This window comes from Nocardia sp. GP40, from assembly GCF_050434125.1.
GTDB classification, from domain to species: Bacteria; Actinomycetota; Actinomycetes; order Mycobacteriales; family Mycobacteriaceae; genus Nocardia; species Nocardia albiluteola.
Map to the genome: position 1 here is coordinate 743,752 of NZ_JBNPVW010000002.1, position 16,291 is coordinate 760,042.

The 16,291-nt window shown below is 70.4% G+C and carries 12 protein-coding genes; 7 read left to right on the forward strand and 5 right to left on the reverse strand.

The genetic code is table 11. From position 1 onward, the window contains the following. Nucleotide 1 precedes the first annotated feature (1 nt). Nucleotides 2–1,567, reverse strand: coding sequence for an adenylate/guanylate cyclase domain-containing protein (locus ABH933_RS08050; protein ID WP_429419232.1), 1,566 nt, complete (start codon nucleotides 1,565–1,567; stop codon nucleotides 2–4). Between the two features lie 183 nt (nucleotides 1,568–1,750). Here ABH933_RS08050 and ABH933_RS08055 point away from each other — a divergent pair, with 183 nt between their 5' ends. The 5 genes from ABH933_RS08055 to ABH933_RS08075 all read left to right on the forward strand — a co-directional run bounded on the left by ABH933_RS08055 (nucleotide 1,751) and on the right by ABH933_RS08075 (nucleotide 6,733). Beyond that, entirely contained in the window at nucleotides 1,751–3,055 is a 1,305-nt protein-coding gene (locus ABH933_RS08055; RefSeq protein WP_429418786.1) for an AI-2E family transporter, read from the forward strand. 58 nt (nucleotides 3,056–3,113) lie between these two features. Then, nucleotides 3,114–4,355, forward strand: coding sequence for a MacS family sensor histidine kinase (gene macS / locus ABH933_RS08060; RefSeq protein ID WP_429419234.1), 1,242 nt, complete (start codon nucleotides 3,114–3,116; stop codon nucleotides 4,353–4,355). Continuing rightward, nucleotides 4,352–5,011 carry a response regulator gene (locus ABH933_RS08065; RefSeq protein WP_429418788.1) on the forward strand — a complete coding sequence of 220 codons (660 nt, stop codon included), beginning with the start codon at nucleotides 4,352–4,354 and terminating at the stop codon, nucleotides 5,009–5,011. Before macS ends, ABH933_RS08065 begins: the two co-directional genes overlap by 4 nt. Nucleotides 5,012–5,247: 236 nt before the next feature. Continuing rightward, nucleotides 5,248–5,859: a DUF1707 SHOCT-like domain-containing protein gene (locus ABH933_RS08070; RefSeq protein ID WP_215922348.1), complete on the forward strand. Its 612-nt coding sequence runs from the start codon at nucleotides 5,248–5,250 to the stop codon at nucleotides 5,857–5,859. A 76-nt stretch (nucleotides 5,860–5,935) separates the two neighbouring features. After that, complete coding sequence (locus ABH933_RS08075; RefSeq protein ID WP_215922287.1) at nucleotides 5,936–6,733, forward strand: alpha/beta fold hydrolase; 798 nt, start codon at nucleotides 5,936–5,938, stop codon at nucleotides 6,731–6,733. Nucleotides 6,734–6,735: 2 nt separating this feature from the next. Here the strand turns inward: ABH933_RS08075 and ABH933_RS08080 are convergent, their stop codons facing one another. The 4 genes from ABH933_RS08080 to ABH933_RS08095 all read right to left on the reverse strand — a co-directional run bounded on the left by ABH933_RS08080 (nucleotide 6,736) and on the right by ABH933_RS08095 (nucleotide 13,088). Then, nucleotides 6,736–9,792 (reverse strand): MMPL family transporter, encoded by a 3,057-nt coding sequence (locus ABH933_RS08080; RefSeq protein ID WP_429418790.1) that lies wholly within the window; start codon nucleotides 9,790–9,792, stop codon nucleotides 6,736–6,738. Continuing rightward, on the reverse strand, nucleotides 9,792–10,529 hold the full coding sequence (locus tag ABH933_RS08085; RefSeq protein WP_429419237.1) for an NYN domain-containing protein: 738 nt from the start codon (nucleotides 10,527–10,529) through the stop codon (nucleotides 9,792–9,794). The genes ABH933_RS08080 and ABH933_RS08085 overlap by 1 nt, the downstream gene beginning before the upstream one ends. A gap of 97 nt (nucleotides 10,530–10,626) precedes the next feature. Beyond that, on the reverse strand, nucleotides 10,627–11,580 hold the full coding sequence (trmB, locus tag ABH933_RS08090) for a tRNA (guanosine(46)-N7)-methyltransferase TrmB (protein WP_429418792.1): 954 nt from the start codon (nucleotides 11,578–11,580) through the stop codon (nucleotides 10,627–10,629). A gap of 116 nt (nucleotides 11,581–11,696) precedes the next feature. Then, on the reverse strand, nucleotides 11,697–13,088 hold the full coding sequence (locus tag ABH933_RS08095) for a lipase family protein (RefSeq protein ID WP_429418794.1): 1,392 nt from the start codon (nucleotides 13,086–13,088) through the stop codon (nucleotides 11,697–11,699). A gap of 434 nt (nucleotides 13,089–13,522) precedes the next feature. Here ABH933_RS08095 and ABH933_RS08100 point away from each other — a divergent pair, with 434 nt between their 5' ends. After that, nucleotides 13,523–14,635 (forward strand): hypothetical protein, encoded by a 1,113-nt coding sequence (locus tag ABH933_RS08100; protein ID WP_429418796.1) that lies wholly within the window; start codon nucleotides 13,523–13,525, stop codon nucleotides 14,633–14,635. Further along, a complete protein-coding gene (locus ABH933_RS08105) occupies nucleotides 14,622–16,256 on the forward strand; it encodes a hypothetical protein (protein ID WP_429418798.1) in 1,635 nt (544 codons plus the stop codon). The genes ABH933_RS08100 and ABH933_RS08105 overlap by 14 nt, the downstream gene beginning before the upstream one ends. Nucleotides 16,257–16,291: the final 35 nt, after the last annotated feature.

Below are 16,291 nucleotides of genomic sequence, written 5' to 3' on the forward strand. Positions count from 1 at the left end.
GTCAGCCTATCGGGGATGGTGCGTCGGTGTCCGCGGCCGCATCGGGCGCGATGTCCTCGGCCGCCGCCCGGGGCCAGGCGAGCCTGGTCTTGCGGCGGCGCCCGCGCAACTGCACCTCGTCGCCGGACTCCCACAGCTGCTGTTCGTCCAGGTCGGCGAAGTACAGCGCGCTGCCCGAGGTCAGCACCCGCTCGGGTCGGTCCTTGGCCAGTTCGGTCAGGCGGGATGCCTCGTTGACCGGATCGCCGATCACCGTGTACTCGAAACGATTGGCCGCACCGATATTTCCGGCGACCGCCAGCCCCGCCGAGACGCCGATGCCGATGTCCAGGCCGGGCACCTCCCGCAGCGCCTCGCGCAGGTCCCGCGCGGCGGCCAGCGCCGCGGTCGGCGCATCGGGCCGGTCCAGCGGCGCACCGAAGATGGCCAGCGCGGCGTCGCCGACGAACTTGTTGATCAGCCCGTTGTGCCGGTCGATCACATCCACCACGATCCGGAAGAATTCGTTGAGCAGGCTGACCACCTCGGTCGGCGGCCGTTCGGCCGCGGTCGCGGTGGAGCCGACCATGTCCACGAACAACACTGCCACGAACCGGGTTTCACCGCCCAGTTCGGTGCCGTACTCCAGCGCCCGCCGGGCCACCTCCTCCCCGACGTGCTGGCCGAACAGCTCCTGCAGCTCGCGGCGCTGCGCGGCCTCTCCCATCATCCGGTTGAAACCGACCTGCAGCAGCCCGATCTCGGAGCCGTCGAACACCTCGACCTGCACATCCCGGGCGCCCTCCTGCACCCGGTCGATGGCCTGGGAGAGCTGGCGCACGGGGTCGGAGATGCTGGAGGCGGTCAGCATGGACAGGGCCAGCGCCTGCATGATCACCACGCCGCACAGCAGCAGGATCGACACCGCCAGCGACTGCGCCGAGAAGTGCACCTGTGAGGTGATCTGGGTGGTGCACAGCAGCACGATCGCGATGACCGGTGCGAACGTGCCCATGCCCCAGGTCATGGCCATGCGGGTGCCGACGCCGGGGGTGAGGGTGTGATCGAAGCTACCCACCGAGAGCGCGTGCGCGGCGACCGGGCGCAGAATCCGCTCGCCCAGCATGTAGGTGAAGCCGAAGACGATGGTGGCGGCCATACATTCGGTCACGATGACCGCGCCGGCCAGCTGCGGGGTGTCCACGATGATCGTCGCGGCCAGTACCGCACCGCCCACCAGCCAGAGCGTCAGATGGACGATGGCCTGGCGCAGCGGGGCGTGCAGCGCGGCCATCTGCTCCTGGCGGCTCGGCGGCCCGCCGCGCACCTGCCAGCGCATGACCGGCCGCAGCATCAACGCCGACGCCGTCAGGCTGAGCACGCCGCCGATCACGAAGACCAGTCCGGGAACCAGCAGGCCGGTGCGTCGCACGCCGGTGGGGGCACCCTCCGGGGAGGGAAGTCCGTACTGGATGAAGGCCCACACCAGAATCGCGCCGAAGGCGTTGGCGGCCAGCATCGATGCCAGGTAGAGCGGCCAGCGCGTGTGCATGGTCCGCCTGACAGCCTCGAGGTGCGCAGCATCCATCGCACTCACCGACGGGTCGGTAGTGTGATCGACAAGGCATCTCCGGGGGCGGACACGGTCACCAATCTAGCGTCCTGCGGCGGTTCGTCGTGCTTACCCACCCCGCCGGCACCGCGGGCTCGCCCGGCCCACCGTAGCCCATGTCACATGCCAGCCGTGAGCCGGACCGATAGGCTCGGCCGGGTGACTGACGTGGGTTCGGGCGGGGGCACATCCGGCGACGCGGGCGCCGCGGCACCCGGCGGCGCGGCGGTGCGGCGGACCGCGGCCGATTCGGTTCATCCCTTCGTGCGGGTGGCCGCCGAATGGTGCTGGCGGCTGCTGATCCTGGTGCTGTCCGTCGTCGTGATCGGATATATCTCCCGCAGGCTGGCGACCGTGGTGATCCCGGTGGCCATCGCACTGCTGGCCGCGGCGCTGCTCGCGCCCCTGGTGAATCTGCTGCAGCGACTGGGCCTGCCGCGCGCCGTCGGCGTGTTCGTCGCGTTGGTCGGCTCACTCGGGGTGATCGCCGGACTGTTCACCTTCGTCATCGAGCAGATCGTGACCGGTGTGCCGCAGCTGGCCGACGAATTCAAGACCAGCGTCCACACCGTGCAGGACTGGCTCATCAACGGCCCGCTGCACCTGAGCACCGATCAGATCAACAACGCGGGCAACACCATCGTCAAGACCCTGGAACAGAACCAGTCCGCGCTGACCAGCGGCGCGCTGACCACCGCCGCCGTGATCGGCGAGTTCCTGACCGGCGCCTTCCTGACCCTGTTCATCCTGATCTTCTTCCTGTACGGCGGCGATCAGATCTGGAACTTCGTCACTCGGGTGGTGCCGACCCGACAGCGCGAGCGGGTGCGCACCGCCGGGCGCCTGGGCTTCGGATCGCTGATCGGATTCGTGCGCGCGACGGTCGTCGTGGCCGCGGTGGATGCCATCGGCATTGGCACGGGCCTGGCGATTCTCTCGGTGCCGCTGGCCCTGCCGCTGGCCACGCTGGTGTTCATCGGCGCATTCATCCCGATCGTCGGTTCGCTGCTGGCCGGGTCCATCGCGGTCTTCCTGGCCCTGATGACCAAGGGGCTGGTCACGGCGCTGATCGTGCTGGGCATCACGATCGCGGTGATGCAGCTGGAAAGCCATGTGCTGCAACCGCTGGTGATGGGGCGCGCGGTGCGGATCCACCCGCTGGCGGTGGTGCTGGCGATCACCACGGGTGTGGTGCTCTACGGGCTGGTCGGCGGGCTGCTGGCGGTGCCCTTCGCCGCGGTGATGAATACCGCGATCCACTCACTGCTGGCCGGTAATTCGGATGAGCTGTACCAGGAGCTCCACAGCGGATCGCCGGGCACGCCCATGTTCCACGCCGAGCCGGACACGCCGGATCCGGACAAGTACACCGTGCCCGAGCCGAGCGCGGATGCCATCGTGTCCGATGCGCGATCCGATGCGGGCGAATCCGGGTTGGCCGCCGAGCGCGGCGATGCCGATTGACCGCGAATCCGCTGTGCGGCAACGGCATTCCCGTAATCCTCGTGACGACGGCGTGACCATGCGCCGCGCCGATACCGCGGAGTCCGCATCCGATGCGGTGGCGACCGTGCCCCTCTGGCGTGCGGCTCAAGCATTTCGCCTGGTGACGTTGGTGTATGCGATCGGCCAGCAGATCGCCTCGGTGCCGCACTACACCCGTCCGGGGCTGAGTTGGGTGCTGATCGGTGTGCTGGTGGTCTGGTCGATCGTCTCGGCGGTGCTGCTGTCCGCCGGTGGTGCCGCCGAGGGCTCCGCGTGGTTACGCGGACTGCCGTCATCGGGCCCCGGGATCGTCCGGCTGCGTACGGCGGTGGTGATCGGGGATCACGTGGTGGTGATCGCGCTGATGGCGGCCACCCGCGTGGTCGCCGGCTACGGGTGGTTTCACGGCCATCAGACCCTTCCGACCACCATGTGGGCGGCCAATGTGGTGATCTCCGCGGCGATCTTGACCGGTCCGGTCGGCGGGGTGCTGTCGGGGATACTGATCTCGGCGGTGAGCATTGCCGTTCGGGCGCAATGGGAATTGGATCTGTGGGCCGATGCGACCGCGCCGATGCTGGTCTCGGTCGGACTGGCGCTGGGCCTGGCCGCCAATACCGCCCGCCGCGCCCAGCGCCAGCTGCAGCGGGCCACGCTGCTGGCCGCCGCCACCCGCGAGCGTGAGCGCCTGTCGCGGGAGGTGCACGACGGGGTGCTGCAGGTGCTCAGCTATATCACCCGGCGAGGCACCGAGATCGGCGGTGCGACAGCGGAATTGGCGAATCGGGCGAGCGAGCAGGAGGTGGCGCTGCGGGTGCTGCTGTCCGAGCAGGGCGCCGCGCCGAGCCCGGAAGCGCTGCGTGGCTCGGATTCCGGTGCGGCCCAGGAGGATCTGCGTCCGTTGCTGGCCGTCCAGGCCACGCCGTCGGTCTTCGTCTCCGCGCCCGGCGATCCGGTGCCCGTCGCGGGGGCGGTGGCGCGGGAGCTGTCCGCGGCGGTCGCCGCGGCCCTGTCCAACACCGTGCGGCACGGCGGATCCGGCGCGAAAGCCTATGTGCTGCTGGAGGATACCGGCGACGAGCTGATTCTCAGCGTGCGCGACGACGGCCCGGGCATCGCGCCGGGGCGCCTGGACGCGGCCGCCGCCGAGGGCAGGATGGGGGTCTCGCACTCGATCCTCGGGCGGATCGCCGCGCTGGGCGGCGTCGCGCGGCTGCGCACCGACGAGGGGATCGAATGGGAATTCCGGGTACCGCGCGGGCGGAGGGTGATGACATGACCGACGACGTTGTGCCGCAGGCGATCTCGGTAATGGTGGTCGACGACCATCCGATGTGGCGGGACGGGGTGTCCCGCGATCTGACCGAGGCCGGATACACGGTGACCGCGACCGCGGACGGGGTCGCCACCGCCACCCGCCGGGCCGCGGCGGTGCGGCCGGACGTGGTGCTGATGGACATGCAGCTGCCCGACGGCAACGGCGCCCTGGCCACCACCGAGGTGCTGCGGGTATCCCCGCGCAGCCGGGTGCTGGTGCTGTCGGCGTCGGCCGAGCGCGCCGATGTGCTCGACGCGATCAAGGCCGGCGCCCTCGGGTATCTGGTCAAGAGTGCCTCGGCGGCCGAGCTGATCGCCGCCGTGCGCGCCACCGCCGCCGGTCAGGCGGTCTTCACCCCGGGCCTGGCCGGGCTGGTTCTCGGTGAATTCCGGCGCATCGCCAACGCCCCGGCCGAGCGGGACACTCCGGCCCTGACCGATCGGGAGACCGAGGTGCTGCGCCTGGTCGCCAAGGGCCTGTCCGCCAAGCAGATAGCCACCCGCCTGACCGTGAGCCATCGTACGGTGGAGAACCATGTGCAGGCCACGCTGCGCAAGTTGCAGCTGGCCAACCGTGTCGAGCTCACTCGCTATGCCATCGAGCACGGACTGGAGTAAGCGCCGAGCTGCAGCGCACCAACCGCTATGCCATCGAGCAGGGATTGGAATAAGGCCCGGCCGTTCAGGCACCGAGCCGGTCCGGGCGATCCGGCCGGAGCATGCGGGACGAACGGGGTGCAACCTCAGGGATTGCCCTGATGTGCGGGTCCCGCGGCGTCGGTAGCCTCGGTGTCATGGCTGGTGAAACGGTTTCCGCTGCTGGCGCCGCGCCCAAGGCCGACGCCGGGGGTGCGGTGGGCGATCGGGATCTGCGGGTCTCCGACGGCGAGCGCGACCACGTCGGGATGCTGCTGCAGCGTGCGGTGGGCCTGGGCATGCTGTCGCTGGGGGAGTTCACCGAGCGGATGGACACCGCGCTGGCCGCGAAGACGCGCGGCGAGCTCAATGCGGTCCTGATCGATCTGCCGGGCATCCGCCTGATCGGTCAGCCGAATCCGGCACCGCCGACCTATGCCAAGGGCCCGCGGTCCGCGCCCGGCACCGTCATCCGCGCCCGGATGTCCTCGGTGAACCGCAAGGGCGCCTGGCAGGTTCCGCCCTCGATGTACCTGAACAACCACATGTCCGGCGTCACGCTGGATTTCACCCAGGCCGTGATGTCCACCCAGGTGGTGGAGCTGCGGATGGACGACTTCTGCTCCTCTCTGACGTTGATCCTGCCGCCGGCGGCCACCGTCGATCTCAACGGCCTCGACCTGATCGGATCCAGCGCGAACAACAAGGCGCGCACCGGCCCACCGCTCGGCCCGCTGCACGTGGTCGTGCACGGACGGGTGCGGTTCGGATCGGTCACCGCCAAGTATTCGGCCGCGGCCCAGTGGCGCCGCCTGATGTCCGGATTCTGATTCGCCGGTTGGGCATCGACGGGCGGTGCTGTCCGCCCCCGGGTACGTCGTGCGGTACCCGGGTATCGTTCCCGCCATGGTGAAGCGTGTCGCGGCCGAACCGGAACCGTACTATCGTGCCGGCCGGGGCGCGCCCGTGCTGCTGCTGCACGGCCTGCTGCTGACCTGGGAGTCCTGGGGTGGGGTGCTCGACGAATTATCCAGTGATCACGAGGTTTTGGCGCCCACCCTGCCCGGCCACTGGGGCGGTCCCGAGGCGCCGCGGCCCGCGACGTTCGCGGCGCTAGCCGATTTCGCGGAGTCCGTACTCGACGAAAATGGCTGGAGCACAGTGCATGTGGCGGGCAACTCGCTGGGCGGATGGCTGGCGCTGGAGCTGGCCGCGCGCGGCCGTGCCCGATCGGTGACGGTCATCGCGCCCGGGGGCCTGTGGGATTCCGACGCCCAGGCCGCCCAGCAGCTGATCCGCAAGTACCGCGCCTTCGGGCCGGTGATCGGGATCGGCGCGGGCGCCGCGGCCCCGCCGATGGTGCGCAGCCTGGTGATTCCCCTGCTGGCCTACCGGCCCGCCGCGGTGCCGCATGCCCTGGCCACCGCCAGCGCCGCCGCGCCCGCGCACTGCCACATCGTCGACGATCTCGCCGAAGATCCCACGCTCGCAACCGGATTCACCCGCCTGGCCGACATCGAGGCGCCGGTCACCGTGCTGCTGTGCGAGCACGACCGGGTGCTTCCGGCCCGGTTCCAGGGCCGGACCGAGACCCTGCCCGGTATCGAGGCCCGCACCCTGCCCGGGGTCGGCCACGTCCCCATGCTGGAGGACCCGGGCGCGGTGGCCGTCGAAATCCGTGCGGGCATGGCCCGCGCGCGGTAGCCCTACGACTCCCGGTTCTGGCGGCGGAGTAGTTCGTTCACACTGACCGTCCGGTTGCCGCTGTCGTGGTGCTTGCCCTCGTCCGGATCGGATTCGAGCGAGCGGCGGCGCGACGAGCGCAGATCGGCCATCCACTGTTCGATACTGCTGCGGTCGGCGTCCTGCGGGCGCGACGATTCCGTCGCCGCCGCGGGGCGCGGTGCGACGTGCCGCGGCGATTCGCCGTGCGCGACCGGCGCGGCGTGCTGCGGCGGATCCACCGGCGGCCGGGTGTAGTCCGCCCGCGGCAGCGAATCCGCCTGCGGTCGGGGCAATTCCGTGGCGGGTACCGGCTCGGTGGCCGCGGTGAGTGGCGCGGCGTTCGCCGGGTCCGGGGTGGCGGTCTCGTGCGGCTGATACCGCTGGGCACGGGTGGCCGGATGCGGCGGCACCGGTCCGGTCTGCGTGGGCCGCGGCGGCAGGATCCGCGGCGCGGCGCCCGGATCCCGCGGTGCCTCACTCGCCGCGTGCTCGGCGCCGGCCTCCGGCAGGCCCGAGGGCACCGCGGGGCGCCTCGGCTGACGCGGCGGTGAGATCGCGGGCGAGGCGGAGACGTCCGCCGACGCGACGGGCGCCGTGGCATCCGGCAGGTTCAGGGTGGACTGGCCCGGCTCCGGCTTCTCGGCCGCCGGCGCGATGAGTCCCTGCGCGGCATCCGCATCCGACTCGACGGCCGGGGATTCCGCGATCCGCTCGGTCGGCGCCTCGGGGTCGACGTGACGCAGGAAGCGCGGGCGCCGGGGCTTACGCCCCTGCTTGACCGGCGTGCCATCGGGCATCATCGGAATCTGCATGGTCACCGGGTCGGTGACCGGGGTGGTCTTGATCAGGTCGACGACCTCGCCGTCCTGGGGCCGCGCATCGTCGAGGATGGGCTCGCCCAGGCCGACCTTCTGCTGGATTCGCTTCATCCACGCCGGCGCCCACCAGCAGTCGTCGCCGAGCAGTTTCATCGTCGCCGGAACCAGCAGCATGCGCAGCACGGTCGCGTCGATGAGCAGTGCCGAGACCATGCCGTAGGCGATGTACTGCATCATCACCAGCTTGGAGAAGGCGAACGCGCCGGTCACCACGAGCAGGATCAGCGCGGCGGCGGTGATGATGCGGCCGGTCTGCGCGGTGCCGATCCGCACCGCCTCGGTCGTGCTCGCCCCCTGGGCGCGCGCCTCCACCATCCGTGAGAGCAGGAAGACCTCGTAGTCGATCGACAGGCCGTAGATGAGTGCAATGATCAACACCAGCACCGGCGCGGTGATCGGCTGTGGCGTGAAATTCATCAGCCCGGCCCCGTGACCGTCGATGAAGATCCAGGTCAGGATGCCCAGCGTCGAGCCCAGGCCCAGGGCGCTCATCAGCGCGGCCTTGATCGGCAGCACCAGCGAACCGAAGGTCAGGAACATCAGCAGCGTGGTGATCAGGACGACCAGGATGATCATCAGCGGCATCCGGCTCAGGAGCGCGTTGACGCTGTCCATCGTCACCGCCGGGGAACCGCCGACCAATAGTTGCACGTCGGCGGGCAGGGGGATCGACCGCAGATAATCGAGGGTGTCGTTGGGGTGTTCGGGATCCTGGATCGTCGTGGAGACCTTCCAGACATCGGATCCCTTGGGTGGCGGCGTCGTGAGCTGGAAGTGCCCGACCAGACCGGGCGCCTTGTTCGCCTCCGCGAGCACGCTGCTGATCTCGGTGGTGTTCTTGGTCTCGATGGCCAGGATGATCGGGTCGGTGCGCCGGTCCGGGAACAGCTGATCGAATTTCGCCTGCGCCATGCGGGCCGGATTGTCCGGCGGCAGGTAGGTCTCGCTGATGCCGCCGAACTGCAGATTCTTCACCGGGATGATCAGCAGGAGCAGCAGGATGCACAGCGGCAACGCCACCTTGAGCGGATGTTTCATCACCCACTGCACGCACCGGCCCCAGAGGCCGTTCTCGATCTCCTCGGTGGTCTTGGTCTTGCGGAACCACTTCAGGCCCAGCATATCGACGCGCCGCCCGAGAATGCCCAGGATGGCGGGCAGGATCGTGAGCGAGGCCAGTGCGGCCAGCGCGACGGTCGCGATCGTGCCGTAGGCGAGGGATTTGAGGAAGCCCTGTGGGAACAGCAACATGCTTGCGCTGGCCGCGATGATCATGGTCGCGGAGAAGGCGACGGTGCGGCCCGCGGTCATCACCGAGCGGCGCACGGCCGCGCGGGTGTCGTAGCCGTCGGCCAATTCCTCGCGGAAGCGGCTCACGATGAATAGGCCGTAGTCGATGGCCAGGCCCAGGCCGACCATCGAGACGACCGCGCCCACGAAGGAGTTCACCTCGGTGAGCTTCGTGATGCCCATGACGATGCCGTTGGCGCCGATGACAGTGAGTCCGCCGACGATCAGCGGCAGCGCCGCGGCCACGACGCCGCCGAAGATGAAGAACAGCAGTACGGCCACGGCCGGGATGGCCAGGATCTCCATGCGATGGATATCCTCGGCGATGGTGTCGTTGAGCGTGCCCGCGACCGCCTGCAGACCGGCCACCTGGACATTCACGCCCGGAATGTCGAAGGCGTCCTTGATCTCCCGGAAGTTCTGCATCGTGGAGGTGTCGTCGTCGCCCTTGAGCATGACCGAGGCGAAGGCGACCTTCCGGTCCTTGGAAATGGTCACCGTCGGCGAGTACTGGGCCGCGCCGGTGACCTTCCAGGGCGCGACGAAGACCTGGGAGATCTGGTCGGGATGGTTCTTGGGTAGGTTGTTCAGGCTGTTGACGACCGTCTGCTGGAAGGCGGGATCGTCGACGGTCTTACCGTCCGGCGCGGTGTACAGCACGATGACGTCGCCGGTGTGGTCGCGACCGTAGGTCGAATCCAGTATCTCGGCCGCCTGCGTCGACTCCGAGCCGGGATCGTCCCACCCGCTGGAGCTGAGATGGTCGCCCAGATTGAGTCCGAACGCGCCCAGGCCCAGTAGACCGGCCACCATCACACCAAGTACGGCGAATCGGAATCGGTAGACCAGATCGCCCCAGCGGGTGAACACTAAGCGACTCCTTGCGCGGGGCGGGAGGTGAGCAGCGCCGACAGCGGCCGGAAGGGCTGCAGCCATGCTCCTTCGTCGGGCAACGACTCGAGGCTGACCCGGGGCAGCGGTTCACGGAACACGCCCGGGATGTCCTCGAGGTCGATGAAATCGAGGATATCGGACGTCACGGCCCAGCTCGCGTGCTCGCGGAATCCGAGCACCTGCACCGGAACTCCGCTCGCCGCGATCTGCTCGAGCGGCTCGCGGAACGCCTGGCCGTCGGCCGAGGCCACCATGATGCCCGCCAGGCCGGCGCCGCGGCGGCGCAATTCGATATGGGCCAGCATGTCGCTGTCCACATCGGAGTCCTCGTCGATCTTGGGCTTGGCGAAGACCGCGTAGCCGACGTTGCGCAGGGCCTCCACCCACGGCCGCACCACATCGGCGGTGCCGGGGGCGATGTTGGTGAAGACGGTGGCCTCGGCCTCCACCCGCTGCGTGTTGCCGACCGAGAGCTCGGCGGTACGGGCCAGTAGCCAGCGCCCCAGCGCGTCGAAGCGGGGCCGGTAGGCCGCGGTGGGTCGCCCGCCGAGAATCGCGCCCAGACCCATGTCGAGGTTCGGCGCGTCCCAGACCAGCAGCACTCTCCGCACGTCGGTGGCCCCGCCCTGCGGGGTTGCGCCGCCCGAGGCCGCCGCGGCCGGGGCGGACGGGGTGCTCTCGCCGCCGCCCTCGACCATCTCGGCGACGTCCATCACATCGCGGTCGATCTCACTGACCGTCATGACATGGCCCCCGGGGTGCCGGGCATGGCCGGGCTGGCTGAGCTAATTGTTCGCTCGCTTCGCACGCTCATGAGTCGATCTTCCCCCAAATGAGCTCGGTGATGGCGCTTCCGGCCCGATGTGCCTTGCTTTCGAATTTGGTGACGGGCCGGTCGAAGCCGATCGGGGTGGGGGTGCGTGCGTGCTCGCGATCGCCGCCCGCGGCCTCGTTCAGGCCGATGAGCTGTGGCTCTGCGGCGCCGACCGCGGCGATGTGCTCGGCGTACTCGGCGTGGTCGGTAGCCACGTGCAGGATTCCGCCGGGGCGCAGGCGGCTGGCGATGAGCGCCATGGTGGCGGGCTGGAGTAGTCGCCGCTTGTGGTGCCGGGCCTTGGGCCACGGGTCGGGGAAGAAGACTCGAACGCCAGTGAGAGAACTTTCGGCAATCATGTTTTCGAGGACGTCCACCGCATCTCCGCGCAGCAGCCGGACATTCTCGATGCCCTCGCGCTCGAGGCGCTGCACCAGCTGTGCCAGGCCGGGCTTGTACACCTCGATGCCGATCAGATCGAACTGCGGTTCGGCCTGCGCCATGGCGGCCGTCGCGGTGCCGGTGCCGCAACCGATCTCGATGATCAGGGGCGCCTCGCGGCCGAACCAGGCGGCGGCGTCCAGGCGCTCGTCGCCGACGTCGCGGCCGATGCGCGGCCACATCCGGGCCCACGATTGCTGTTGAGTTGCGGTGAGCGCGCCGCGGCGCGACCGGAAGCTGGTGACCCGGGGGTGCAGGCGGGATCCGGTCGGATGGCCCGGTCCGGCCGCATCGGCGGGCCCCGGTTCCCCGGCCCGCGCGCCGGGCTGCGCGCCGCCGGGTGCGGTCCCCACGCTCGGCAGTGGTGCGTCGCCCCCGGCTCGCCGCGGCGCGGAATTCGCGGCCGAATCCGATGCGGTGTGCGGCGTGGTGAGCGGGGCCGATCCTGTGGACCGCGGCCCGGGGACTGACTCGGCAGTGTGGTTCGCGGCGTCGTTCACGGCGTCCATTGTCCAGTATTCGATGATCAGGGCAGCAGGCAGCGTACATATCACCGCGCCGCGCCGCCGGGCATCCACGCCGATGCGTGTGGTGTCCGGCGGGCCCGCGGGGGCGGTGCGGCTGCTCAGGCGGCCATCGTGCCGACCGGCCGCGGCCGCGGCTGTTCCCGCTGCCGCAACGGCCGGCCCAGCGCGACTCGTGTTGCCGTGGCGGTCATTTCGAGCAGGCCGCGCCAGCTCGAGGAATCCGCCAGCACCGACCAGACGGTCCGGGTGCCGGTATTGCACACCGGTCGTCCGGCGATTCGGTCCGCCAGCCAGTCCAGGCTCAGCGGGGTTGCCAGCGGCAACAGGGTGAAATGCTCGCTGAGCCGGTCGCGCAGGTAGGTCACATTCGCGCCACCGCGACGGTAGCGCTCGACTTGCTCGTCGATGGCATCGACCGTGACGACCTCGTCGTGCACCGGCTGCAGCACCAGCAGCGGGCAGCGCGGAATGTGCCCGCCCAGGCGCAGCTCGGAGAACATCGCCTGGAGCTCCGGCTCGGCCAGCACCTCATCGAGCGGCCGGTCGAGATAGTCGCCGACGTCGCGGTGCGCCAGGCGGGGCAGCGCGAGGATGGGCGCCAGCCGCGCGGCCAGATCCAGCAGGCGCCGCCCCTCGGTGTTCAGCTCGGCGTCCAGGATGCGATCCAATGCGGGATACAGGCGGCGCAGCGCAGCGATCATGATCGGCGGGAATCCTGCGAACGGGCCGCCGTTGACCCGGCGGAAGACCAGTTCCGGATCGCCGACCGGCGCGCCCAGCACCGCGCCGACGATATCGAGCTCGGGCGCGTAGGACGGGGCCATCTCCACCAGCCAGGATCCGGCCATGCCGCCGCCGGAGTATCCCCAGACCGCGACGGCCGTGCGGGAGTGCAGGCCGAGCGGGGCGAAGCGCAGCGCGGCACGGATGCCGTCGAGGGATCGGTAGCCCGGCTCGCGTGGCGCGCCGAAATTGCCGTGCGGGCCCCCGTGGTCGGCGATGCTCACTGCCCAGCCGCGGCGCAGGGCGCCCGCGACCAGCATCCATTCCAGCTGAGTGATCGAACCGGGTGCGTTGGCGCCCATCCGCAGGGCGTAGGAGGGCGCGCCCTGTTCCGCGGTCGCGTCGACAGCCGATTCGAAGGCCAGCAGCGGGCGTTCGGCGTCGGGATCCGCATCCGCCGGGAGCAGCACGGTGGTGACCGCCGCCTCGGCCTCGCCGTGCATGTCGTTGCTGCGATAGAGCAGCTGCCAGGCCGAAACCTGCTGCGGAATTACCCCGAGCAGGCCGATCCGCACCGCGCGGCTGCGCAGGATGGTGCCGGGGGCGTACCCGGCCAGGCCGGCCGGTGGCACCAGGAAGGGGTCGCGGGAGGGAAGCAGTGGGTGCCGGGAGCCTTCGGTGCCCGTCTGTGCGGTGGTCGTGACCGCATGCGGTCCGCCTGCCGATACTCCCTCGCCCCGTCCGATGACGTCCTCGATGACGGTCATCGCAACCTCCTCGTTGCTCCGGCGACCGGCCCGTATGCCCGGGCTGCCGGGCGAGGCGGTGCTCTACGTACTTCGTCGATGCGGCGCCGCCGCGTATCGACGCATCCTCGCCGATCGCCTGAGAGTATGCGATTGGACATTCGCCCGAAAAGCTAGCCGACTCCGAATTGTGCTGTCTCTCAAAAGAACACCCGCCCGCAATTGCCGATTCCCAATGCCGAGTTGTGATTAAAGACACAATTCGGGCAAAGTGTGTCCGGAGTTATTCGGCGCGGGACCGTGGAGCGGGTGCGTGTGCCCGACGAGAGTGCGTTTGGTGGGTACGGCTTGACGGGGTGGGGGCGGGGGTCGATATTCGGCGGGGGAATACGGTGTTCCGTGCCGACAAACCGGGTCAGTTCTGCGAGAATTGCCCGCCGGAAGGGGGTAGGACCGTGCCTACAGAAGCGCTGTCGTCACAGGGACCCGCGCCGGAGCTCGATCAGCTGATCGCGAATCTGCGGACCGGCCCGGGGACCGATCCGCAGGTCGCTCAGCAGGTCGCCGCCGCCGCGCAGGCCTGGCAGCGTCCCGCGCGCATTCAGGTGACCGGGCGCGCCGGGGCCGGCAAGACGACGCTGCTGCACGCGCTGGCGCTGATGTCGGCGGAGGAGACCGCGCCCGTGGATGCACCGGGCGCGCCGGATCCGGTCCTGGACGCGGACCTGGTGGTCTACGTGCTGGCCTCGACGCTGCAGGCGGGTGATCGTGCCGTGCTGTCCGGACTGCCGCGCGATCGCACGCTGATCGTGCTGAACAAGGCCGACGCGGTCGGTTCGCGGTGTGCCGACGCGGTGGCGGCGGTCGATCACTGCGCCTACGAGATGGGCATGGCGACCCTGCCGGTGGTGGCCGAGCTGGCCGTGCGCACCCGCGCCGGCACTCCGGCCGAGCAGGACCTGACCACCCTGCGGCGGCACGCGGGCACGGCCGATCCGTCGTTCACGCTGACCGCGGAACTGTTCACCGGCACGGATTTCGGGCCCGACGTGGCCGACCGTGAGGCCGTCGTCGGCCACTGGGGACTGTTCGGCGTGTCCACGGCCATGGCCGCGCTGCACCGCGATCCGGATCTCGGGCCGCAGCCGGTGCGGCAGATCTTGCACGCGGTCAGCGGGATCGATCCCGTCCACGCCCTGCTGCACCGCCGGTACGAGCAGGTCGGCGCGCGGCGCGGCGGGGAATTCCTCGACGAAATGGCCCGCCTGGGCGCGCGGGCCGGCGGCGTGGGCGCGGGCCGGGCCCGGGATCTGATCGAGGACTACCTGGCCGGGGACGAGGCGCTGTGGATCGGCCTGCGGGCCGGCCTGGCCTGCCCGGAGGTCATCCACCTGGCCGCGGGATACCCCTCGCCGTATCCGGCCGACGCCGACGATGCGGTGGCGCGGGCCCAGCGCTGGCGCGCGGTGGTGTCCAGCGATATGCCCGCCGCGGCCCGGCGCGCCGCGCTCCGGGTGCACAACGGGTATGTCCGGCTGTTCGAGCGGATGAGCAGTGCCGGACTCTGATCCACCCGCACCCTCGGATGCGGCATCCGATGCGACCGCGGACCTGCCGCCCGAGGTACAGGCCGTCGTGGCGCGCTGGAACCCGCAGGGGGCGGCGCTGTTACGGGCCGCCCGGGGCGGCGCCGCGGGCCCCGACGGCCGCGCGAACGGCGCCACGTCGGTGGCCCTGATCGGTCCGGCCGACGCCAATACCGTGCTGCTGCGCACCGAATTGGCCCGTTTCGAACCGCGCGTCGATCTCACCGATCCTGTGTTCGATGACGGTGCTTCCGAGGGCCCTGCGTGGTTACGCGGGCTGCCTCCTCCGGGCCCGCCGGGCGCACCGGCTGCGGATCCGGCGATGGTGGGCCCGGCCTTCGGCGCCCCGCCCGTCGCGCTGCTGCTGCTCGACGCCGGGGCCACGCTCGGCGCGACCACCCTGGATCTGGTGGGCCGCCTGTGTGCCGACGACACTCGAATCCTGTTCGCCATGAACGGAATTCATGCCCATCCGGACTGGCGGGCGGTGCTGGACCGCAACACCGCGCTGCTGTCGCCGGTGCTGGGTGCCGATCCGCGGATCGTGCCGGTCTCGGCGCGGCTGGCGGTGGCGGCGCGCGGTTCCGGTGACGCCGCGCTCCTGGACCGCTCCGGCCTGGCCGTCCTGCACGCCCGGCTGACCGCCGCGTCGGTCGCGGGCCCGGCGCAGGGCCGGCTGGCGGCCGCGGTCACCAGGGTGCTGGCCGACACCCGCCAGCGCATCGTCGATCAGGCCGCGGAGCTGAACTCCGGTGCGGCGGTGGCCCGCCTCCGTGCGGAGCGTGCGACGCTGCTGGCCGGCCGCGACGGCGGCCGCGCCCAGGCGATGTCGGCGCTGCGCAATCGCATGCACCTGGCGCGGGTGGACCTGCTGCATGAGACGGGCGCCCGCATCCGGGCGCTGAACGCCTCGGCCAGAACGGAATTGGACCGGCTCAGCCGCGCCGAGGCCAAGACCTATCCCGAGCAGCTGCAGCTGTCGGTGAATCAGCTGACCGCGGAGCTGGACGGCGTGCTGATCGGCCGGCTGGCGGAGCTGTCCCGTCAGGTCGCGGCCGTCACCGGTCCCGCGCCGGAATCCGCCGAGGCGAACGCGCTGTTGCCGCGCACGGATCCGCCGCCGCGGGTGGGTCCCGATCCCGAACCCCGGCATCGGGGTGTGGAAGATCACTTGATGATCGCGCTGGGCGCCTCGGGCGGGTTCGGTCTGGGCCGGCTCGTGGTTGCCCCACTCACGCTGGTTCCCGCGCTGAATTACGCGACGATTCCGGTCACGCTGCTGCTCGGGGCCGCGGTGGCCTACTGGGTGGTGCGGGCGCGCGGGCGCATCGCTGATCGGGCGCACCTGCGGCAGTGGGTGAACGATGCGCTGGTGAACGTGAAGGCCCAGCTGGAGCAACGGGTCTCGACGGCGCTGGTGGAGGCGGAGTCACGGCTCACCGATCTGGTCGTGCTGACGACGACCGCGCGAGTGGTGGAAACGGACCGCCGCATTGCGGAATTGGAGTCCCAGGTGCGTGAACTCAATTCCCGCCAGCCCGCGCAACTGGCCGCCTGCCGACGTGACCTCGAGATTCTGGAATCCGCCGCCACCCAGCACTGATCGGTGCGAACGCGGAATTTGCTGCGCGATGATAC